This window comes from Helicobacter winghamensis ATCC BAA-430, assembly GCF_028751035.1.
In the GTDB taxonomy this organism is placed as follows: Bacteria; Campylobacterota; Campylobacteria; order Campylobacterales; family Helicobacteraceae; genus Helicobacter_D; species Helicobacter_D winghamensis.
In genome coordinates this window covers 783,334-804,702 of sequence record NZ_CP063533.1, presented here as the reverse complement: position 1 = coordinate 804,702, position 21,369 = coordinate 783,334, and the positions used below count along the sequence as shown (strand labels likewise).

Here is a 21,369-nt window from a genome sequence, read left to right as displayed (position 1 = left end):
AAAAAATGCAAGAAAATCCATACATTAGCACTTATAGAAATAGCAAGAGTATTGAGCGTGTCTTTAGCGCAATAAACAAACTTAGTCAATCCCTAAAAAAACCTTTAAAAATTATGGAAGTATGTGGCGGACACACGCATACTATTATGAAATACGCCTTACCCTCATTGCTTCCTAAAAATATTGAGTTCATACACGGACCGGGCTGTCCTGTGTGTGTAATGCCCAAAAATCGAATTGATTATGCCTATAAAATTGCAAAAATTAAAGATATTATTTTAGTTACACTAGGCGATATGATAAAAGTTCCCGGAAGCTATGGAAGCTTACAAAATGCTCGTGCTAGCGGGCTTGATGTGCGTTTTGTGTATTCCCCTTTAGATGTGCTAAAAATCGCACAAGAGAACCCCAATAAACGCGTGGTGTATTTTGCTATTGGCTTTGAGACAACAACGCCAATGAGTGCCGCACTGCTAGAGCGCGTTATTGAGCAAAAACTAGAAAATGTTTTAATCCATAGTAATCACATTTTAGTTCCACCTCCGCTACATTCTATTTTAAGCGCAAAAAATTGCCAAATTAACGCTCTTTTAGCTCCATCTCATGTAAGTGTTATCACTGGCTCTAAAATTTATGAACCCCTTTTAGAGCAGTATCAAATCCCCATTGTTGTATGTGGATTTGAACCTTTAGATGTAGCAGAAAGTTTGCTAAGTATTCTTAGACAAGTCTTTGAAGGCATACCAAAGGTAGAAACACAATATGCACGAAGCGTTACAAGAGAAGGAAATCTTAAAGCCCAGCAACTTGTAGAGAAATATTTCATTTTAGATTCCAACTTTTTTTGGCGTGGTTTGGGAGAGATTCCATATTCTTCCTTGCGCTTAAGAGATGAGTTTGCAAAATACGATGCAAATGTTGTTTTTAAGGATTATTTGGGCGGAATTGCTAAAGATGATCATAAAAACTGCCTGTGCGGCGAGATTTTAAAGGGAAATAAAAAACCTTATGATTGTAAGCTTTTTTGCAAGGCTTGCACCCCACAAAATCCACTTGGTAGCTGTATGGTAAGCAGCGAGGGAGCTTGTGCGGCGTATTATAAATACAAAGGAATTAGCGCTTCTTGATGTATCCTTTTTTAACTGATTGCGCGCAAAACTATCTCCACTATCTTATAGCCTTTGATAAAGGGTATGAAATTATCAAAATTAGAAGTATTGCGCGAGATATTTTTGGTTTAATATTGCAATTAGAATCCAAACTTAAAAGCCTAGAATCCTTGCTGTTACGCACAAGTTTAGGAGAATATCTTTTAAATAATACAGAAAGTGAGATTAACATTTCCGCTTATGATGAACGCAATAAAATACTATATTTAAATGTAGAATCTAATTTATGCGAGACTTTATTTTTAAAAAAAGATTCCATAGTTTTAATCTCTGATTTGCGCTTTTTAGTGCAAAATGTAATTGATTTTTATAGCCAAGAATTGCCCCTATCTCTCCCCATAAATGCGCCAAACTTAACTCCAAATATTGAATCTTTAAAAGACTTAGAAGCTCCCCCACACGCTGAACAATTAAACGCATTGCACGGAATCTTTTCAAGCCCTTTTTGCTACATTTGGGGACCTGCTGGAAGTGGTAAAACAAAAGTCGTGCTACTCCACGCCCTGTCCTTTTATTTAAAAGCAGGATTAAAAGTTGCAATCCTAGCTCCGACAAACAACGCACTAGAACAATGCTTAAAAACTCTATTAATAAACTTAGAGAGTATCGGATTAAGCACTAATGGAATCTTGCGCTTAGGAGCACCAACGCAAAGCTTCAAAGAGAGCTTTTCACAAAACTGCGAACACATTATTCAAGAGCAAAACATACCAAGTAACTTCCATAAAAAATCCCTATCCAAAGCCCAAATTCTTGCGATGACCTTAGATACTTTCTTGCATAGATCGGATTTGCAAGCTTTAGATTTTAAGCATTTTTTTGTAGATGAAGCTGCCTTTACACCTTTAATTAAGATTCTACCTTTATGCGCATTTAATAAGCCTATAACCTTGCTAGGCGACCATAAACAACTTCAACCCATCAACGCTCTAAGCTCTAAGGATTCCAAAGAGCAGCAATGGAATCTCTCTAAATTTTGGAGTTTTTCCGCTCTATTTTTGGAATCCTTTTTTAAAACACAAGAAGCATTTAATACTAAAGATCCTAAGCAAATACCGCAAATCACGCATTTTTTTACACTTAGTCAAACTTACCGTTATGGAGATAATCTAGCAAAACTTTTAGATTCTTATATTTATCAAAATAACTTGCAAGGGCGTGGCACACACACGCGCTTATATTGCCTTGATATTGTAGAATTTGCTGGGCTTAAAAAGCTAGAATCCAAAATGGAGCGCACAAATCCTTTAGAAGCTTCTTTATGCTGCAAGCTTGCGGAGAGTTTTATAGATAAAACTCTAGACTTTGCAATTCTTACTCCCTTTGTCAATCAAAGGCAGTTAATTTTAAAAACAATGCCTAGCCTTTATCATAAAGAATGCGTGCTAACAATCCATTCAGCGCAAGGGCAGGAATTTGATTATGTGATTTTTTCACCTGTAATGCTACATTATCATTTAAATGATTCTACAAACCAAAGCGCACTTTTTGCCCTAAATGTCGCACTCTCTCGCGCAAAAAAGGGCATTATTATCATCTGCGATAAACGCTATTGGTCAAGCTTAAAGGGACAATTTTTAAGTGATTTAATTGCACTATGTGAGCCTTATGATTTGTCTAAAGATTATGAATTTTAGATATAATTTTATAAATTTCATTTAGGAGAATAGAATGCAAAAGTATCTAAAAAAGATTTCAGATCCAAAAATTGCAGGAATTTTTAGCAAAAGTGGCTTAGGGCTTGTTGCGATTTTACTCATCACAGGTTGTAATTCAAGTGAGCAAAATCAAACACAAAGCGGAATCACAGAAGCTACAAAAAATGGTGCAACAGTTACTATTGAACAACAAGCCGATGGAAGTTATAAAATTCTAGATGAAGTTCCAAGTGCGCAAACGCGTGTAATTTTGCGCGAAAAAGATGGAAGTGAAAGGATTTTAAGCCAAGCTGAAATTGATAAAATCATCGCTGATGAGGCTAAAAAAATTGATAGTGGCACTTCACAGCTTACAAATCCAACAGGTGGTGGGCTATCTCTAGGTGAAACGATTTTAGCAAGTGCTGCTGGGGCAATTCTTGGAAGCTGGATTGGAAGCAAGCTTTTTAACAACCAAAATTTCCAAAACCAACAACGCACAACTTATAAAACTCCACAAGCTTATGAACGCTCTCAAAACTCTTTTAACCGCTCAAGCGCTGGAACAAATGCAGGCAGAAGTGGTTTTTATAGTCCTAATAACACAAGCACACAAAACCGCAGCACAAGCGGTGCTACAAGCAATTATGGGGGATAAAATGCAAATTTTAAACGCACAACCTTTAAGCAACACAGATTTAGAAGAGCTAGGGCTTGCTTGGCACACAGATAGCGATGAAACTTCCTATATTAGCAATGAAATCATAGAAATTAGCGAGCAAGAAGCCCAAAGCTTTTATGATGCGGCAAATACACTTTATGATATGTATGTAGAAGCGGGGCAATATGTAATTGATAAGGATTTATTTTTTGATTTAGGGATTCCTTTTAACCTTGTAGATACCATTAAACAAAGTTGGGAAGAGGAAGTGCATTGGCATTTATATGGGAGATTTGATTTTGCGGGGGGACTAGATGGTAAACCCATTAAGCTTTTAGAATTTAATGCAGACACGCCTACAATGGTTTATGAAAGCTCTATTATTCAATGGGCGTTGCTTAAGAAAAATGGATTCAATGAGTCCTTACAATTTAATAATCTCTATGAAGCACTTCGCGATAATTTTCAAAGAATGATTACGCTAGGAGATGATATTTCACAATTCCAAAACATTTATGAAGGTTGGAAAATTTTATTCTCTAGTATTGAAGGAAGCATTGAAGAAGAACGAACCACCAAACTCTTAGAAGTGATTGCCAAAGAAGCGGGTTTTAATACAGGCTTTTGTTACGCACACGAAGCGCATTTAGATGAACAAAATGGCTTAAGCTTTAATGGGGAAACTTATGAATTTTGGTTTAAACTCATTCCTTGGGAGAGTATTGCTATTGATGAACCAGAGCTTGCACAACTTATTAATGCAATGATTGCAAACAAAAACACAATTTTTTTAAATCCTGCTTACACACTTTTATTTCAAAGTAAAAGAATGCTTAAAATTCTATGGGATTTATTCCCAAATCACCCCTTACTGCTTGAAACTTCCTATCAACCTTTAGGTAAAAGACAAGTCAAAAAACACGCCTTTGGTAGAGAGGGAGAGAGTGTGAGCATTCTTGATGCACAAGGCAATCCTATCCACACTCAAAACGGAGATTATGGAAACTATCCAGAAATTTATCAAGAATTTGCCTTACAAAATAGCAATAATGGTGTGTTTTATCAACCCAATGTGTTTTATGCATATGAAGCGTGTGCGTTAGGATTCCGTAAAGGCGGAGAAATCCTAGATAATCTCTCAAAATTTGTCGCACATAAAATTAAATAAGGCTTAAAAATGGAATCTTTAGAATTTTTAAATAGTATTAATGACTTTAATGCTGCAAAACAAGTGATTGCTGGTGGCGTAAATTCCCCTGTGCGCGCGTTTAAAAGCGTAGGAGGCACGCCCCTTTTTATTGCACACGCTAAGGGAGCATATTTAGTTGATGTAGACAATAATACTTACATTGATTTCGTGCAAAGCTGGGGACCTTTGATTTTTGGGCATTGTGATAAAGATATTGAAGAAGCTGTTGTGCAAACTGCTAAAAAAGGCTTGTCTTTTGGTGCTCCAACACCTTTAGAAACTGCTCTTGCTAAAGAAGTGATTAGCATAATGGAAGGGATTGAAAAAATCCGCTTTGTTTCAAGTGGCACAGAAGCTACAATGAGCGCAATTAGGCTTGCTAGGGCTTACACAAAGAGAGAAGATATTATTAAATTTGAAGGTTGCTACCATGGGCATAGCGATGCACTATTAGTTTCTGCGGGAAGCGGACTTGCAACCTTTGGAAACCCTAGCTCACCTGGTGTTCCAAGCGATTTTACAAAGCATACACTTGTAGCGACTTATAATGATTTAGCAAGTGTGGAATCCTGCATTGCTTTAAGTGAAAAACAAGGTAGCGGTGTGGCCTGTGTGATTTTAGAGCCTATTGCTGGGAATATGGGGCTTGTTCCAAGTGAAGTGGAGTTTTTAGAAGGTTTAAGAAGTCTCTGTGATAAACACGGAATCCTTTTAATTATAGATGAAGTAATGAGTGGCTTTAGAGCTTCACTTAGCGGCTCGCAAGAGTTTTACAAGGTGCGTGGGGATTTAACCACTTTTGGCAAGGTTATTGGCGGGGGAATGCCTGTTGGAGCATTTGGCGGAAGTGCTGAAATTATGGATTTACTCTCCCCTAATGGTGCGGTATATCAAGCAGGCACACTTAGTGGGAATCCCGTAGCAATGGCAGCTGGGCTTGTGGCTTTACAAAAATTACGCGCAAATCCTAAAGTCTATAAACATTTAGAATCTCTAGCCTTGCAACTTACAAATGGCTTAAAAGAACTTTGTGCTTCCTTTAAGATTCCTTTACAAACTTGCGTGCGCGGCAGTATGTTTGGATTCTTTTTTAATGCAAATCCTGTTAAAAACTTCCAAGACGCACTAAAGAGTGATACTAAAATGTATGCGGCTTTTCATCAAGGAATGTTAAATTCTGGAGTGTATTTTGCCCCTTCGCAATTTGAATCTGGCTTTATTTGCGCCACGATGGATTCTAAAATGATTGATGAAGTGCTACAAAAGGCTCAAATTGTGTTACAAGAAATCAGCAGAGTATAAAAATGAAATCCAAAAATAACACAAATTTTGAATCGCAAAAAGATACGCCAAAATACAAAGATGCTATACTTGCCTATTCTAACGCTACTCTTGGAATCTCAATGGTGCTTGCTGTGCTTATTGGGATTGGAATTGGATATGGACTTGAATCTCTTTTTGGGGGGGTTCGCTGGCTCTTTTGGCTAGGCGTTGCTTGGGGCGTGTGTGCAGCAATTTTAAATGTATATAAGGCTTATAAGCGGCAAAAAAAAGAATTAGATGCCTTGGCAAACGATCCTAAATACGCTCATTGCAAATATGATGAAGACTAAGTTTTTTTTCGTTCTTTTTTTGGTGATTCTTTGCTGTGTTTGGCTGGCTTTTGGCAATGTTTTCACGCTTAATTTCATTTTCGCATTTTTGTCTTTTTTACTAATTGCTTTAGGTGTTTTCTACACACAAAAAAGAAAGATTTTAAAATTACTAAATGGTGCTTCTAAAGAAGAGCTAGAAACCTTAGTAGAAGTCTATAAAAGCAAGCAAGAAAAACAAGATGAAGAACAAGAAGAGTTTTTTTTAGATGATTCCAAAAGCGATTCTAACTTTTTAAAAGATTCCATAGAACTCAATGAAAAAAACTCACAAAATACACAAGAAATTCCACTAAAAAAGCATAAATTTTTAGACAACTTTAGCGCAATCAATATAAAAACAGGGGCTAAAATATTCTTTTTTCCTTTACGCCTTTTAACTTATGGAATCTTAATTATTGGAATTTTGATTTTAATCCAACACGAAATTTTTAATACACTAGCTTTCTTTAGCGGATTAGTCTTTGCAAATCTTGTTTTAATTCTAGGGATTACTTTTGGAATATAAGGCTAAATAAACTAAATCCTAAGCACACTAAAAGTGCGTAGGATTTCTACTTGAATCTATTGATTTAATGCTTCCTTAGCGTATTTCTCTCCAAGCTCAAAAGCTTTTTTGTTTAGATCTACCACTTTTGCTGGCACTTTGCTAATCATTGTTTCAAACACTAAATCTCTATCTACACATTTTGTAAGCGTTACCGTTACAGCAAGCGCTACAACAGATTGTGTAACCACATTTCCAACTTCATTTTTGGCAATACTAATAATTGGAATTGGATAAATTTTAAAGCGTTTTTTATCCTCTTCACTAGGAGTTACAAGATTTGGCTCTACAACAATAATTGCATTATCTTTCAAGCCATCTTTAAATTGATCATAGCTCACCTGTGCAGTAGAGAGCATAAACTCCACTTCACCCTCATTAGCATAAGGATATAAAATCTCATCATTATCCAAAAGAATATCTACTTTTGTTGGTCCTCCACGCACTTGTGAAGTATAAGTTGCCGCCTTCACGCCATAACCGCCTGTACGGATTTGCGCTTCTGCTAGGATTTCACCTGCTAGCAAAACACCTTGTCCTCCAACACCTGTAAAACGGAGCTGTCTTCTCATTTTGCACCTCCTTTTTTAGCTTGTGCTTTTTCTTGCACTTGCTTATATGCTTTGCAATATTCAATTTTATTTGTATCGTGGTGCAAAATTCCTGTTGGATACTTCCCAACTTTCTCTTCATCACTTAATTCATCAAATTTTTTCTTAGAAAGGATTCTGCTATCAATCCATTTTAGTGTATCAATCGCCTCACCCATTTTATTTTTTCTACCTAAATTTACATGGCAATTACTAAAAATATCAAAAAATGCAAAACCTTCGTGCGAAAATCCTTCTACTAAAACTTTTTCAAGTTTTTTAGGATCAAGCACAGACTCACGCGCAACAAAACTTGAACCAGCAGCAATTGCCAAATTACAAGGATCAAACTCTGGATCAACATTGCCATATTGCGCAGTTACTGTCCACATTCCTTTTGGTGTTGTTGGGGAAGTTTGTGAATTTGTAAGCCCATAGATAAAGTTATTAATCAACACATAATTAATATCAATATTTCTCCTACAAGCGTGAATTGTATGATTTCCACCAATAGCCAAACCATCACCATCCCCTCCTACAACAATCACTTTTTTTGTAGGATTTGCAAGCTTAATTCCTGTTGCATAAGCCAGTGTTCGCCCGTGTGTAGTATGCACTGTGTTACAATTTACATAAGAACTTACACGCCCAGAACAGCCAATCCCACTCACCAAACAAACATCGTCCATATTCCAACCAAGTTTATCAATTGCACGCACAATTGCTTTTAAGATAACACCATCACCACAGCCCCAGCACCAAAGTGTAGGCATTTTATCCACTCTTAAATATTCATCGTAATTAAATGCCATCTTATAACTCCTTAATTTTATTGATAATTTCAATCGGGGACAATGGACGCCCATTTGCTTTTGCTAAAAGTGCCACATCTTTTTTCATACTATGTTCTACTTCTTTAATATACTGCCCCTTATTTAGTTCAGCAACCAAGATTTTATCAAAGCGTTTTCCAAGTGCTGCTAACTCTTTTTTGGGAGAAGGCCAAAGCGTAATTGGTCTAAACAATCCCACTTTTTTACCCTCTTCTCTTAATCTATCTACCGCTTCTTTTGCACTTCTTGAAGCTGAACCATAAGCAATAAGTAGAGTATCTGCATCATCTAACTTATATTCTTCATAGGTTACAATTTCATCTGTCTTACTTAAGATTTTATTAAATAATCTATCAATTAATTTTTGCGATAACACCGCATCTTCCGTTGGGAATCCTGTTGGTCCGTGGTGTAATCCTGTAATATGATAGCGATAACCTTTAAAGAAAGGATTTAACACAGCTGGCGCATCCTCTGCAACATCATAAGGCTTATAAGAATTTTTATCCCCTGTAAATTCTTGTCGATTTACAATGGACTTTTGCACTTCGCTAAGATCAGGAACAATCGCTTTTCCGTGCATATGCCCTAGCGTTTCATCCAAGAGTAAAAATACAGGAGTCATAAATTTTTCTGCCAAATTAAAGGCGCGCACTGTTTCTGTATAAGCTTCTTCTAAACTCCCAGGACACAATGCAATAGATTGATAATCTCCATGCGTTGGATTTGCTGCTTGCGCAATATCTCCTTGCGCAACACGCGTTGGAAGCCCTGTTGATGGACCACCGCGCATAACATTAACAATAACCAAAGGAACTTCAGCCATAAAGCTAAGTCCGATTTGTTCAGATTTCAAAGAGATTCCCGGACCAGAAGTTGCTGTCATAGATTTAACACCGCTCATTGAAGCACCAAGAGCCACAGAGATCCCAGCAATCTCATCCTCCATCTGAATAAATGATCCATTTTCTTGAGGCAACATTACGCTCATTTCATGTGCAACTTCACTAGAAGGTGTAATAGGATACCCACCAAAAAACTTACAACCAGCATCAATTGCAGCGTGCGCAACGAGCTCATTTCCACTTGAAATTAATTCTCTACTCACACATTACTCCTTATACTGCCATATAGTGATTAGCTTTAATTGCTTCTGCTCTTTGTTTTGCTTCATCAGTAATCTTTGCAAACTTAAACTCTTTTCTATCTGCAACTGAAATTGCAAAATCTGGACAATGCAACTCACAATCTTGACAACCAATGCAACTTTCAGGATGAATAATCTCTACCATTTTTCCCAAGACTCTATTTTCATCAAGACGCATTGCCAATGTCCCTGAAGGACATACGGATACACATAAATCACAAGCTTTACAGCGATTCTCATTCACCCAAACAGGTGTATTATCAGGGGCTTTTAATAATCCCATTTTAAACTCCTTAAATTTTCTAAACTTAAATCTATTTCACCTAAAATTGCCTGCAACCATTAAAAGTTTTCTTAAACTACGCCTCCTTGAAATAGATTTAAAAATAATCTTTTTTTAATGTGTCAATCAAGCTTTTAACAGATTGAACAGATTTATCAAACTGCACTTTTTCATCGGTATTAAGTTTTAACTCTACAATGCGCTCAATTCCATTAATCCCAAGCTCTACTGGAACTCCACTAACAACATCACTATATCCATACTCACCCTGCAATAAAACAGAACAAGGCAAAATCTTATGGCTATCACTCATAATTGCAACAACCATTTCCGCCGTGGCTCTTGCTGGAGCAAAATACGCCGAACCTTTTTTTAGGCAATTCACAATCTCTGCTCCTGCATTTCTTGTGCGCTCTATCACTTCTTCAATCTCACTTTGACTAAGAAGCTCTGCTAAAGGCACGCCATTCACCATACAAAAACGCGCCAAAGGCACCATATCATCGCCGTGCCCTCCCATTACTGGGGACATAATTTGCCCAGGAGCGCATTGAAGTTTTTCATAAATAAAACTTGCCATTCTAGCACTATCTAAAACCCCCGCCATTCCTAAAATTTGTCTTGGATTAAACCCTGTTTCTTTTAAGGCGGTATAAACCATTGCGTCTAAAGGATTTGTTACAAGCACGACAATAGCATCTGGAGAGTTTTCTTTAATATCTTTTGCAATCTCACTAATAACTTTTGCATTTGCTAAGAGCAAATCATCTCTACTCATTCCAGGTAATCTTGGAGAGCCTGCAGCAATTACAATCACATCACAATCGCTTAAGTCTTTAGGTGATGCAATCACGCCAAGCTTTGTAAATTTTGGACCTACACAAGAAGCTTGAAACATATCAAGCAGCATTCCTCTAGCTCTGTTTTTATCTTTATCTTGCAAAACGATTTCATAAGGAGTTGTTGCTGAAAGAATATAGGCTAAAGTAGAACCCACATTGCCCGCACCGATGATTCCAACCTTTTTAACTCTCTCCATTGTATCTTTCCTTTAATTTTGATAATTTTGGATTCCAACCATCAAGCAACAAAAAGCAAAGTTTTATTTAACTTTTTTCTCTAACTTAATTTGAGATATTGTTAAGTATTTTTTCTTAAATTAATCTTATTTTTAATGCTTTTGGTAATTTTTTTACTATTTTGAGAAATTATTAACATGTTCATTATAAGTTTTACTAAAAGAATGCACGCCATTTTTATTGCGCACAAAGTAAAGATAATCTACATTTGCCGGAAATACTGCCGCTTGAATCGCCTTAAATCCAACGCTTCCAACAGGAGCTTCTGGAATTCCATCATTACGGTAAGTATTGTAACTAGTTGTATCATTTCGTATCATTGCAGGCGTTACTTTTGTATGTGAATACTTTCCATAATTTAAAGAACCATCCATCTGCAAGCGCATTTTCTTATCTAAACGATTTCTAATTACTGCAGAAACAATAGGCATTTCTTCTTCGTTTGCGGATTCTTTTTGGATAATTGAAGCAATAATTACATATTTAAACCATTGCTTTACATCATATTCCCCTAAAAATTTAATCGCTAATTTTTTATGCTCATTCAAAGAGGTCTTGACAAGATAATACATTAAATGTGAAGCACTAATACCTTTTGGAACTTTATAAGTATTTGCTAAAATCACTCCATCTGGCATTGGAGCGTATTTATCATAGGCAATTTGCAACTCTCTTTCATCTAATCCAAGTTTTACGCTAACTTCTTTGATGAAAAAATACAAAGTTTCTCCAGGAATTAGCGTAATATCTTCTAACGCCGCCTTTGCGTTTGCAAGTTTATAAAGAAAGTCCCCCTTACTTATTCTCTCCTGTTCAATATTTAGCCAACCGCTTTGTGGATAACCAAAAAATCGCACCAAATATTTATCACCAGTGGTTACATCAAAGTTATTTGCTTGTAAATATGCTATAATTGCATTTGTTCCGCCTTTTGGCACATACACAACACGACTAGATTGCATTGAAGTTTGCAAATAAAAGCATAAAATGATTAAAATGATTAAAATACCATCCATTAAAACACTTAAACTTATTTTGTTTCTTACATTTCTTACAGGCTTATTTATCACGCTTTACACCTTTTTGCATACAGGAATTAAACTAGAACGATTTCATCTAGCTGGCTCACAAATTGAAGGATTCTATCTAAGATTAGATAAAAAACTCATTTTAGAAATTCAATCTTTACATTTAAAACAATTTAATTCCGATGATTCCCATAAAGATTTTTCAATCTCCACACAAGTTACCATCGCAAAAAATTTGCATTTTATCCTTCAATATTTTCAAAAAATTGATATAAAAAATATTTTTATTAAAGATTATCAAGCAAATTTATTTTACGATGGAGATAATTTCACACTCAATCTCCCAGAGTTTTATGCAAAACTTAATCTCACTGAAGATGCTTCTAAAGTCCTTATTCAAATCCACGATTTTTATCTAAAGCCCTATGGAATCTATTATCAAGGAAAAGGCGTGTATGACTTAAGACGCCAAGAAGTAATGTTAGATGGCTCTTTGGATTTTTTAAATCAAGAAAATTATTATTCTTATGTTCGTTTAGATTTAAATGTTTTTAGTGATTTAAAAACGCTTAATATCAAAGGTTCTAGCAATGTTTTTAGCGATATTAAATTTCTAAAATCTTTAATCCCGGAGATTTCAAACAAACTTGTAGAAGCGTGGATTTTTGACAATTATAGCGTTGAAAATGTCCAAATCAATGACTTTTCTCTTACAATCCCACTAAAAAGTAATCACATTTTACAGGATTCCATTAATTCCCTATATGTCCTAGCCACAGCAAAAAATGCTGAAGTAATTTTTCATCCCAAACTTCAAGCCGCACACGCAAAATCCGTAAAATTACTCTTTCAAAATAATGCACTAGAATTTTACCCAGAAAATCCAACCTACAAACAATATCTAGCAAATGGCACAACAATCACACTAAAGGATATTACCAGCAAAGCCCCAAGTCTAGAAGTTAATCTCAATACTACTTCGCCTTTGGATTCCAACATTCACGAGGTTTTAAATGCCTATAATATCACACTCCCTCTAAATGCACCCAAGGCAAACATTGCAACAAATCTTTTTATTCACTTAGATTTACTTAATCACACTCTGCAAACTAAAGGGATTTTTAAAGCACGCAATTCTACAATCCTGCTTAATGGTATTCCTTTAGAAACCGACAATTTAAATATTGCACTAGATAATCACATTGTAAAGGTGGAATCCAAAAATCTAACTTATCAAAATATTATAAAAAGTGATTCTAATTTTATTATCAACATACAAGATAAAGAAATTAGCGGAGACATACTTATCCACTCTCTGGCTTTAGTTAATCCTAGTGTTTTGCAAATCTTTAACCATTCTGTGCCTTTTAGCGTGGATTTTAAAGATGAAAAAGCCATTACTTTAAGTTTGCCAACACTTACATTTAATGCTAAATTAAATGCACCTTATAATTTTTACATAGAAAGCCTAAGCCACTTTATCCCTTTTTCTAAAATCTTGCAAGACTATCAAGTTAGCAATGGAACATTAAACCTAAACACGCAAGATTTTTTGGAATACCAAGCAAAAATTTCTGTTAATAGCTCACAAAACATTCTCTTAAGCAAAAAAGACAATATGCCGCTCTCCACGATTAATTTAGACTTGCGCTACAACACTAATAATTTTGAGTTAAAAAGCGATTCTTTTATCTACACAGACACACAAGGCAATAAAAGGATAAGTTTTAAAGATATTAATCTCAATTTAAATAGCCAAAATCTCACAAGCACCAACCCAAAAAATACTGATATTCCAACACGGATAGAAGGAAACAATACAAATCTAATCTTTAAGGATTACACAATTTTAAGTGATTCTTTCAATTTTAGTCTCTATAACAATACAATTCAAGGCACACTTAAACATAAAAATGGAAGTGCCGATCTTTATAAAAATGAAAATTTTATCACGCTTGATGCTAGAGAGTTTGGTGATACTTTTTTAAACACCATTGCAAACAAACATATTTTTAATAAGGGTCGCTTTTTTCTTAACGCAAATACAAATGAAAAAGGAGTGATTATGGGCGAAATGAAGTTGCTTAACACTTCTGTTAAAGAGCTAAATGTCCTGCAAAATCTTATGGCTTTTATTGATACAATTCCTTCTTTACTTAGCTTAAAACTTCCGGGCTTTAACAATGATGGCTATTATTTAGAAAATGGTAGCATTCTTTTTGGCTTAAATGATAAATTCTTAGCTATTGACAAACTCCATTTTAAAGGCTCTTCTATTGATATTAATGGACAAGGAATCATACAATTAGAATCCAAAAATATTGATTTTAATGCCGAGTTAATTACCGCTAAGGCATTAAGTGGAATTATCAATAAAATTCCGCTTGTTAATTATATTGTGCTTGGCAAAAATGGCACAATCTCTACTAACTTTAAAATTAACGGAACTCTTGAAAAGCCACAAATCCACACTCAAACTGCTCAAGATATTCTACTCTCCCCTTTTAATATACTAAAGCGCGTAATCACTTCACCTTTTGAAGTTTTTAATTAAGGAATTTCATATGACAAAGAAAATCAAAAAAGCCACAAAAAAGGAAATACAAGAGATAAAAGCACTTTTTTTAGAACATTTTAAAGGCGCTAGAACAGAACTCGTATTTTCTAATGATTTTGAACTTTTAATTGCTGTAATGCTTTCAGCCCAATGCACCGATAAACGCGTAAATCTCATTACGCCTGCACTTTTTAAAAAATTCCCCACGCCACAAGCACTAAGCCTAGCAGATTTAGATTCCATTAAAGAGTGCATTAAAACTTGCAGTTTTTTCAACAATAAAGCAAAAAATCTCAAAGCAATGGCAAAAGAAGTTTATGAAAAATATAATGGAGAAATTCCACTTGATAGAGAGATATTAAAAACATTGCCCGGAGTTGGGCAAAAAACCGCAAATGTCGTGTTAATAGAATCTAAAGAAGCAAATTTCATCGCTGTAGATACTCATGTTTTTAGGGTTTCCCATCGCTTGGGTTTAAGCTTTGCCACAACGCCACTCGCCACAGAAGCAGATCTTACAAAAATTTTCAAAGATAATCTTGCCACTCTTCATCAAGCAATGGTACTTTTTGGGCGTTATACTTGCAAAGCCATTAATCCACAATGCCAAGAATGCTTTTTAAACCATCTTTGCAAAAGCAAAACAAGCTATCGTTGCAATTAACTGCGAATTAATCCCATAAACTCTTCTCTTGTGCGATGATCGCTTTTAAAAAGCCCACGAATTGCACTTGTTAACATTTGACTATTTTGCTTCTCCACGCCACGCATTACCATACACATATGCTTTGCTTCAGCTACCACCATCACGCCTTTTGGCTGTAACACTTCCATTAGAGTATCTGCAATCTGCGCTGTCATTTTCTCTTGAATTTGCAAACGCCTAGAATACACCTCTACAAGGCGTGCTAATTTTGAAATTCCAACCACCTTAGAATCAGGAATATAACCAATAGAAACCTTTCCAAAAAATGGTAACATATGATGCTCACACACAGAATAAAACTCAATATCTTTTAGCACAACCATTTCATCACAAGCACCTTCTGTAAAAACCCTGCCTAAAATCTCTTTAGGATCGCTTTTGTATCCGCTATAAAGATGTTCCCAGCTTTTTACCACACGCTTTGGAGTATCTAGTAATCCCTCCCTATTGCGATCTTCTCCAATACAATCAAAAATGGTTCGGATTAACTCTTGAGTGGATTCACCTGTGTTTTCTTTTATATTTTTTGGCATTTTCGGATTCCTTATTGATGAAGTAATGCTTGAATGCGATTTTCAATGCTAGGATGTGTGCTAAATAACTCACCAGCTGAAAAGATATACAAGGCTTGACGCGTAGGATTCCTATCGCTTTGTGAAAAATCTGATTGTGCATAATTTCCACTAATCTTTTGCAAAGCTTGAATCATAGGTGCGCTATTTCCCATCAAATACGCTGCCCCAGAATCTGCCATATACTCTCTTGAGCGACTTAAAAACATTTGCAACACTAGCGTTAAAAGCGGTAAAACAAATTGCAAGATAAGCAAAATCATTCTAGCTGCATTTGCACCCTTCTCTTTAGAGTTTCCTAAAAATATATAGACACCATAATTTACCACTAAAAGCATAATATTACTTAGTACGCCCACCATTAAAGTTAAGCGAATATCTCCGTGTCGAATATGGCTTAATTCGTGTGCCATCACTGCCTTTTGCTCATTATAATTTAAATTCCGTATTAAAGTAGTAGTTAGTGCAATCAAGGAATTATCCGCATTCCAGCCACTAGCAAACGCATTCATATAAGGCGCATCCATTATGTAAAGTTTTGGACGAAAGGGCAGATTTACAACCGCTACTAACTCATCAAGCATTTTTGTTAAATTTTTCTCTTGAGCACTTGCTTCAGAGCCTGCTAAAACCTCCTTATACTCACTTCCGCTAAGTAAAATTTGCTTAAAATTACTAATAGTAAATAGCACAATCACAAAAGCGATTCCAAACAAGGTTAGAGTAACTAGCGGAAATTCTTGTAAAGTTAAAAGTGAATAAAATCCACCTCCAAGTGTATTAGCATTAATCCTAACAATGTCTACAAGCAATCCAATTAGCGTAAAAATCAGCACATATAGTGCAATCACACAATTTGTTTTAAACTGATTTTCTTTAATAATTCTATCAAACATTCTATTCCTCTTCTTTTATCTCTCTATGGGCTATCTCGCGCAATAAATTTGTCGCATACGCTCCTTTTGGCAAGAAAAAACTAAACTCACCTTGCGCTTCTTGTTCTTTATAAAAAAACTCTAAATCTTGCGGAAAAACCCAAGCATAGCGACGTTGCCCAATGCTTAAAATGTTGGAATCCAAAAATTTCTTTTCAAAAAACTCCGCACAACCTAAAGCAAACATTGCCTTTTTTCCACTTAACAATCCTGTTGGAGCAATATCTTTTTGTAAAAAGCGCAAAGATTCTTTTTCCATACTCTCTAAAAAAAAATGCTTTCCATAAGGATAATGGCATAACATATCACCTTCAAGCAATTTAAAAGGGTGCTTTTGTGATTTAATCTTATTACAAAACATACTTTCCTTAAAACAAGCTGGAATATCATTTGTCTGTAAATACAGCTCTAATGCTTTTGAAATCTCTTTTATATCGTATGAAGCAATAATATGCGAAATATCTATGCGCATAGAGAGCCACAAATTAAACAAATAACTTTGATATGCGCTGATTAAAAAATTATGCATTTTTCTATCACGCAAACGGCGCTTTTTCTCTACAATCTCTCGTCCTTGTAAATAATTTCTACCATCTGCTCCAAAGCGTTGATAACTAAAATAATTTGGGACTCCAAACTTTTTAATAGATTCCACAGCTTGCACGATTTTTTGGGCGTTTAATGGGCTAAGTTTTTTAACACGAAGAAAAAACTTATTACCCTTTAAATGCCCAATTTTGATTTTATTATGATGCAAATTAGAATCTAAAATTTTAATATCAGGGTGTATAAAATTCTCTAGTTTATCTTTTATAAAATAAGGCAAACTTATATGCTGGATTGTAAGAGCATTTTTATCTTTCAACCCTGCATAGCCAATATCTTTTTCTTTAATTCCTAGATGATTGGACAGAATCTTTAAAAGCTCAAAAGTTGTGAGATTTTTCTTGCGGATTTTCAAAACAAGATGCATTCCATCACCATTGAAGGGATAGAGTGGCACCTCTTCAACAACAAAATCACGCGGACTTTGTCTAAAATAAAATTCTATCGGGGAATGCGTGTAGGCAAAAGATAGATTCATTACATTAAGCAAGTTTTAATGGCAACCACATCCACCACCACAACAACCACCACCATGATTATGCTCTTGATAATGTAATCCACAGCTCAATTCTTTTTCTGTTGCTTCACGCGTTGCTAAAATTGTTACAGAAAAATTCAAAGTCTTACCAGCTAATGGATGATTGTAATCAACAATAACCATCTCATCATTAAAATCTTTGACAATTACTTGCACAGTTTCTCCATTTTCTCCTTGACCAAAAAGTGTCATTCCTTGCTGTAAATCAATCCCTACAAACTGATCGCGAGGAACTTCTTGCACATAATCAGATTGATACTCCCCATAAGCATTAATCGGAGCAATAATTACTTCCTTTTTATCGCCCACTTTCATTTCTGCAACCGCTTCCTCTAAGCCCTTAATAATCTCACCAGCTCCCATAATAAACTCTAATGGTTTTCCACCAATATTAGAATCCAAAACATCATTTGCGCCTTCTTCTTTTACGGAATACTCAATACTTACAACTTGATTTTTATCAATCATTATTTTCTCCTATTTTTATTTAATAAGTTTTTTTGCTTCTTTTGCTTCACTAGAAGTTGGATACAAAGCAATTAGAGTCTCCAAAAAACGCTTTGCATTATCTTTTTCTTTAAGTGCTTCAAAAGATTTTGCGCTATGCAACATTAGACGCGGCATATAATCTGCTTTATCATAGCGCGTTGCACTTGTTTTGTAGTAATAAATTGCATCTTCATAACGCTTTTGCTCAAATGCGACTTCACCTAATAAATAATTTCCACGCGCTGGCTTATAATTACCTTTAACAGCAACTTGCAAATATTCATCAGCTTTTTGATAATTTTTATCTTTATAAAATTGTTCACCCTCTTTAAACACACTTGCCAAAGGAATCTTTTTCAAATCTTTAATTTCAGGTGTTTTGGTGATATTATTTTTAGATTCTATATTCTCCAAAACCTTTGGCTCAACTTTTTCAATCTCTTTACTATCTTTTATCTTTTTGTTTATATTTGCTTGTATATCCTTCTTTTCACCTACTTTATTTATCTCTTTATCAACAGGTAAACTCTCGATACTTTGCGCATTAAGTGGCTTTAATTCCTCAGTCTCGTAGCTTGGCATTTTGATTTGTGTTGCATTGCTTTCTACGCTTGCAATTAGAGCGCCCACGGACAAACTTTCAGATGCACTTACCGTTGTATTTGCAGATGAATTTATAGGCGCGCTTACAAAAGCACTTTCAACTTCATTCAATACACTCTGTTCTATGCCATCATCAATCTTAGAATCTTGCACATCTTTTATGGTTTCAGCTACATTATCTGCGGTATTATTTATTTCTTTTTTAGATTCCACATTGTTAGTTGTAGCAACTTGAGCACTTTCTAGTTCTGCAACCTTTTCCCTTAAACTATCAATCTCGCCTTGCATTTGAGTATTTGTTTTTTTAATCAACGCTCCAAGCGCAGAAATACTTTGTTTAATCTTTTCAATATTTTCATTTTGTAAAGCAAAGTTAGAATCGACATGCTCTTTGATTCCAGTAATTGTTGCATTATTTTCCCCTTTGAGAAGCTCTATTCTACTTGCAATATCTTGCACTCTCTGAAGTTGCCCTTCAAAAACACTTTTTAAGCCTTCTTGTGATTCTTCAAGATTTCTTACTTGTGTAGAAAGATTAAAAAGTTTTTCATTAAAAATTTGCGATTCTGTTCTTTGTGGTGCAATCCCACCTGCATTAAATGCAGATGGTTCTTGCCCAAAAACTAAACTCGCAACAACTAGGCTAGAAGCAAATAACTTTTGCAATAGACTTTTCCCAATTATTACTTATGGTAACATTTTAAATGTTACTTTTCTGTTTTCAGCCCAACACTCTTTTGTTTTAGCTGTGCAAGTTGGCTTGCTTTCACCATAGCTTACTAAAACTGTTTTACTCTCTTCTACACCTTTAGCAATAAGTGCTTCTTTTACAGCAACTGCTCTTTTTAAACCTAAAGCATAGTTATACTCATCTGTTCCCCACTCATCAGTATTACCTTCAATTCTTACTGTTAATGGTCCCATTGCCGAAGAAGTCAAAACACTAGCATCATTATCAATCGCATTTTGCATATCAGCACGCACAACAAATTTATCAAAATCAAAGAAAATATTTTGCAGTTGGTTTTCTACATAATTAATTCTTTCTTCAACTGTTGCAAAATTATCCTGACCACCCACATAGTTCTTGCCTTGATTTACATCTGCGCTAGAATCTACGCCACTTTTTTGACTACAACCAGTTACCAATAACGCAGCCGCCAATGAACTTAAAACTAGAAACTTTTTCATTTCTTCTCCCTAATTTTTTTTAAAAAACGCATTATTATAGCAGAAAAAAGCTATTTTTCTACAAAATTTTCTATTTTACCAATCCATTGATTGAATTACACCACCTTGCAATGGAAATAACAATGTTTTATTATAATTTAAGCGGATGATTCCAAGTGCGCTCTGATTTGCCTCGTGCTTGATATACATAATCGTTTCTCCATCTTTAGAAAAACGCGGCAACTGATTCACACCATTTGCACTTAAACGACGGATAAAATCGCTTTTAGTAGAGACAAGATATAAATTAAATGTGTTTCTATCAAACTCTTCATTGCTTTCACGACTAGAATACACAATATAGTTACCATTTGCATTTGCTGCATTGTTATTGCGCCCATGAAATACCATTTGTTCTACATTTCCAGACACTTCTCCACTAGCTGGAATCGCAAAGACATTAGGATAGCCAAGCCTATCAGAGATAAACATTACGCGCTCTTCATTATCAATAAAATTCCCACTTACATCAATACCGCTATATTTTGTAAGACGCTTTAATGCACCATTTGTTATATCATACATAAAAATATCTGGTTGTTCATTTGGAGCCATTGTTACTAAAATTTTATTTTCATCATTGCTTACATCTGAAGCTACAAGCATTCCACTGCTGTCGAACATTTTTTTATTTTGTCCTGTTCCTAGGTCAAATTTAAAAAGTGTAGGCTTATCAAGATATTTTGTATAATAAAAAGCATTCTGTGCAGCATTTGCCCATTTAGGAAATATATTCAAACCACCACTTATCACTTTCTTTTTATAAGTCAGTGTATAATCACTCATTATAATATCACTCTCTCCTGGCTTTGTATAGTACGCAAGAATAACCATACGCTCCATCCAATCTACACTTGGAGCCTTAATATAAGCATTAATATCAATTGCCATTTTATGCGCTAAAAATGGATATGTTTCTTGCTGCATATTTTTATATTCTTTACTTAAAGCAACCAAACCAGAATTCACATCATAAAGGTGCAATCTTGCAATCACACCACTCTCGCTTTTCTCTGCTTTAATACGAGCAACTAAATCGATTTTGTTTTTGCGATATTCATCAAAATTTACAAGCATTTCACTAGAAATAACTTCTTTTTCTTCTTGAACCGTAAAATGTCCTGTAACCTTTAAATCTGCAATAAGCATTTTGAAAATTCTTTGACTAAATTCACGCTCAAAATAATCACTGCCTACATTTTGAACCAAAATATTAGGAAGGTTCCCAAATTTTTTTACAACCTCCAAAGTAGCATCCACCCCATTTGCACAAGCAAGTCCAAATAGACTCATTAATACAAAAACAATTTTTTTCATT

At 35.1% G+C, this 21,369-nt stretch carries 22 protein-coding genes; 9 read left to right on the top strand and 13 right to left on the bottom strand.

Translation table 11 applies throughout. The features are described from left to right. Positions 1 to 5: 5 nt before the first annotated feature. From hypD to IP358_RS04085, 7 genes are read left to right on the top strand one after another with little or no spacing between them, the layout of a single operon-like run. Positions 6 to 1,127 carry a hydrogenase formation protein HypD gene (gene hypD / locus IP358_RS04115; protein WP_006803103.1) on the top strand — a complete coding sequence of 374 codons (1,122 nt, stop codon included), beginning with the start codon at positions 6 to 8 and terminating at the stop codon, positions 1,125 to 1,127. Beyond that, positions 1,127 to 2,806 (top strand): AAA domain-containing protein, encoded by a 1,680-nt coding sequence (locus IP358_RS04110; protein ID WP_006803104.1) that lies wholly within the window; start codon positions 1,127 to 1,129, stop codon positions 2,804 to 2,806. The genes hypD and IP358_RS04110 overlap by 1 nt, the downstream gene beginning before the upstream one ends. 34 nt (positions 2,807 to 2,840) lie before the next feature. Beyond that, positions 2,841 to 3,464 carry a UPF0323 family lipoprotein gene (locus IP358_RS04105; protein ID WP_006803105.1) on the top strand — a complete coding sequence of 208 codons (624 nt, stop codon included), beginning with the start codon at positions 2,841 to 2,843 and terminating at the stop codon, positions 3,462 to 3,464. Between the two features lies 1 nt (position 3,465). Further along, a complete protein-coding gene (locus IP358_RS04100) occupies positions 3,466 to 4,635 on the top strand; it encodes a glutathionylspermidine synthase family protein (protein ID WP_040498812.1) in 1,170 nt (389 codons plus the stop codon). Between the two features lie 9 nt (positions 4,636 to 4,644). After that, positions 4,645 to 5,958, top strand: coding sequence for a glutamate-1-semialdehyde 2,1-aminomutase (gene hemL / locus IP358_RS04095; RefSeq protein WP_006803107.1), 1,314 nt, complete (start codon positions 4,645 to 4,647; stop codon positions 5,956 to 5,958). Between the two features lie 2 nt (positions 5,959 to 5,960). After that, the gene (locus IP358_RS04090; protein ID WP_006803108.1) at positions 5,961 to 6,269 is read left to right on the top strand and encodes an AtpZ/AtpI family protein; all 309 of its coding nucleotides are present in this window, start codon (positions 5,961 to 5,963) and stop codon (positions 6,267 to 6,269) included. Next, positions 6,217 to 6,816, top strand: a complete 600-nt coding sequence (locus tag IP358_RS04085) for a hypothetical protein (protein WP_148401144.1) — start codon at positions 6,217 to 6,219, stop codon at positions 6,814 to 6,816. Before IP358_RS04090 ends, IP358_RS04085 begins: the two co-directional genes overlap by 53 nt. 56 nt (positions 6,817 to 6,872) lie before the next feature. Here IP358_RS04085 and IP358_RS04080 read toward each other — a convergent pair whose 3' ends face one another. The 6 genes from IP358_RS04080 to mltG all read right to left on the bottom strand — a co-directional run bounded on the left by IP358_RS04080 (position 6,873) and on the right by mltG (position 11,803). Further along, positions 6,873 to 7,427, bottom strand: a complete 555-nt coding sequence (locus IP358_RS04080; protein WP_006803110.1) for a 2-oxoacid:acceptor oxidoreductase family protein — start codon at positions 7,425 to 7,427, stop codon at positions 6,873 to 6,875. Continuing rightward, positions 7,424 to 8,257, bottom strand: coding sequence for a 2-oxoglutarate ferredoxin oxidoreductase subunit beta (locus tag IP358_RS04075; protein ID WP_006803111.1), 834 nt, complete (start codon positions 8,255 to 8,257; stop codon positions 7,424 to 7,426). Before IP358_RS04075 ends, IP358_RS04080 begins: the two co-directional genes overlap by 4 nt. 1 nt (position 8,258) lies before the next feature. After that, positions 8,259 to 9,386: a 2-oxoglutarate synthase subunit alpha gene (locus IP358_RS04070; RefSeq protein WP_006803112.1), complete on the bottom strand. Its 1,128-nt coding sequence runs from the start codon at positions 9,384 to 9,386 to the stop codon at positions 8,259 to 8,261. A 10-nt stretch (positions 9,387 to 9,396) separates the two neighbouring features. After that, the gene (locus IP358_RS04065) at positions 9,397 to 9,708 is read right to left on the bottom strand and encodes a 4Fe-4S binding protein (protein WP_006803113.1); all 312 of its coding nucleotides are present in this window, start codon (positions 9,706 to 9,708) and stop codon (positions 9,397 to 9,399) included. A gap of 97 nt (positions 9,709 to 9,805) precedes the next feature. Further along, positions 9,806 to 10,747 carry a malate dehydrogenase gene (locus IP358_RS04060; RefSeq protein ID WP_006803114.1) on the bottom strand — a complete coding sequence of 314 codons (942 nt, stop codon included), beginning with the start codon at positions 10,745 to 10,747 and terminating at the stop codon, positions 9,806 to 9,808. A gap of 156 nt (positions 10,748 to 10,903) precedes the next feature. Continuing rightward, positions 10,904 to 11,803 (bottom strand): endolytic transglycosylase MltG, encoded by a 900-nt coding sequence (mltG, locus tag IP358_RS04055; protein WP_101312928.1) that lies wholly within the window; start codon positions 11,801 to 11,803, stop codon positions 10,904 to 10,906. Between mltG and IP358_RS04050 the strand changes: the two genes are divergently transcribed. Next, on the top strand, positions 11,784 to 14,369 hold the full coding sequence (locus IP358_RS04050; protein WP_006803116.1) for a YhdP family protein: 2,586 nt from the start codon (positions 11,784 to 11,786) through the stop codon (positions 14,367 to 14,369). The two genes, mltG and IP358_RS04050, sit on opposite strands and share 20 nt — an antisense overlap. Positions 14,370 to 14,379: 10 nt before the next feature. Further along, a complete protein-coding gene (nth, locus tag IP358_RS04045; protein WP_006803118.1) occupies positions 14,380 to 15,036 on the top strand; it encodes an endonuclease III in 657 nt (218 codons plus the stop codon). On the opposite strand, the gene folE is transcribed toward nth, so the two are convergent. From folE to tolB, 7 genes are all read right to left on the bottom strand, one after another. Further along, positions 15,033 to 15,611, bottom strand: coding sequence for a GTP cyclohydrolase I FolE (folE, locus tag IP358_RS04040; protein WP_006803119.1), 579 nt, complete (start codon positions 15,609 to 15,611; stop codon positions 15,033 to 15,035). The genes nth and folE overlap by 4 nt on opposite strands. An 11-nt stretch (positions 15,612 to 15,622) precedes the next feature. Further along, a complete protein-coding gene (gene htpX, locus IP358_RS04035) occupies positions 15,623 to 16,546 on the bottom strand; it encodes a zinc metalloprotease HtpX (protein ID WP_006803120.1) in 924 nt (307 codons plus the stop codon). A 1-nt stretch (position 16,547) separates the two neighbouring features. Further along, positions 16,548 to 17,669, bottom strand: coding sequence for a tRNA pseudouridine(13) synthase TruD (gene truD, locus IP358_RS04030; protein WP_006803121.1), 1,122 nt, complete (start codon positions 17,667 to 17,669; stop codon positions 16,548 to 16,550). A gap of 15 nt (positions 17,670 to 17,684) precedes the next feature. After that, positions 17,685 to 18,197, bottom strand: a complete 513-nt coding sequence (locus IP358_RS04025) for an FKBP-type peptidyl-prolyl cis-trans isomerase (RefSeq protein ID WP_006803122.1) — start codon at positions 18,195 to 18,197, stop codon at positions 17,685 to 17,687. Between the two features lie 15 nt (positions 18,198 to 18,212). Then, positions 18,213 to 19,487, bottom strand: coding sequence for a tetratricopeptide repeat protein (locus IP358_RS04020; RefSeq protein ID WP_050754835.1), 1,275 nt, complete (start codon positions 19,485 to 19,487; stop codon positions 18,213 to 18,215). A 21-nt stretch (positions 19,488 to 19,508) separates the two neighbouring features. After that, entirely contained in the window at positions 19,509 to 20,012 is a 504-nt protein-coding gene (locus IP358_RS04015) for an OmpA family protein (RefSeq protein WP_006803124.1), read from the bottom strand. Positions 20,013 to 20,087: 75 nt separating this feature from the next. Beyond that, complete coding sequence (gene tolB, locus IP358_RS04010; RefSeq protein WP_040498816.1) at positions 20,088 to 21,368, bottom strand: Tol-Pal system protein TolB; 1,281 nt, start codon at positions 21,366 to 21,368, stop codon at positions 20,088 to 20,090. Position 21,369: the final 1 nt, after the last annotated feature.

Coding starts and splice junctions, on each gene's coding strand:
- IP358_RS04025 (WP_006803122.1), bottom strand. CDS start 18,197: ATGATTGATAAAAATCAAGTTGTAAGTATTGAGTATTCCGTAAAAGAA.
- folE (WP_006803119.1), bottom strand. CDS start 15,611: ATGCCAAAAAATATAAAAGAAAACACAGGTGAATCCACTCAAGAGTTA.
- htpX (WP_006803120.1), bottom strand. CDS start 16,546: ATGTTTGATAGAATTATTAAAGAAAATCAGTTTAAAACAAATTGTGTG.
- IP358_RS04110 (WP_006803104.1), top strand. CDS start 1,127: ATGTATCCTTTTTTAACTGATTGCGCGCAAAACTATCTCCACTATCTT.
- IP358_RS04080 (WP_006803110.1), bottom strand. CDS start 7,427: ATGAGAAGACAGCTCCGTTTTACAGGTGTTGGAGGACAAGGTGTTTTG.
- IP358_RS04065 (WP_006803113.1), bottom strand. CDS start 9,708: ATGGGATTATTAAAAGCCCCTGATAATACACCTGTTTGGGTGAATGAG.
- hemL (WP_006803107.1), top strand. CDS start 4,645: ATGGAATCTTTAGAATTTTTAAATAGTATTAATGACTTTAATGCTGCA.
- IP358_RS04060 (WP_006803114.1), bottom strand. CDS start 10,747: ATGGAGAGAGTTAAAAAGGTTGGAATCATCGGTGCGGGCAATGTGGGT.
- nth (WP_006803118.1), top strand. CDS start 14,380: ATGACAAAGAAAATCAAAAAAGCCACAAAAAAGGAAATACAAGAGATA.
- IP358_RS04100 (WP_040498812.1), top strand. CDS start 3,466: ATGCAAATTTTAAACGCACAACCTTTAAGCAACACAGATTTAGAAGAG.
- IP358_RS04085 (WP_148401144.1), top strand. CDS start 6,217: ATGCCTTGGCAAACGATCCTAAATACGCTCATTGCAAATATGATGAAG.
- hypD (WP_006803103.1), top strand. CDS start 6: ATGCAAGAAAATCCATACATTAGCACTTATAGAAATAGCAAGAGTATT.
- IP358_RS04090 (WP_006803108.1), top strand. CDS start 5,961: ATGAAATCCAAAAATAACACAAATTTTGAATCGCAAAAAGATACGCCA.
- IP358_RS04075 (WP_006803111.1), bottom strand. CDS start 8,257: ATGGCATTTAATTACGATGAATATTTAAGAGTGGATAAAATGCCTACA.
- tolB (WP_040498816.1), bottom strand. CDS start 21,368: ATGAAAAAAATTGTTTTTGTATTAATGAGTCTATTTGGACTTGCTTGT.
- IP358_RS04105 (WP_006803105.1), top strand. CDS start 2,841: ATGCAAAAGTATCTAAAAAAGATTTCAGATCCAAAAATTGCAGGAATT.
- mltG (WP_101312928.1), bottom strand. CDS start 11,803: ATGGATGGTATTTTAATCATTTTAATCATTTTATGCTTTTATTTGCAA.
- IP358_RS04050 (WP_006803116.1), top strand. CDS start 11,784: ATGATTAAAATACCATCCATTAAAACACTTAAACTTATTTTGTTTCTT.
- IP358_RS04015 (WP_006803124.1), bottom strand. CDS start 20,012: ATGAAAAAGTTTCTAGTTTTAAGTTCATTGGCGGCTGCGTTATTGGTA.
- truD (WP_006803121.1), bottom strand. CDS start 17,669: ATGAATCTATCTTTTGCCTACACGCATTCCCCGATAGAATTTTATTTT.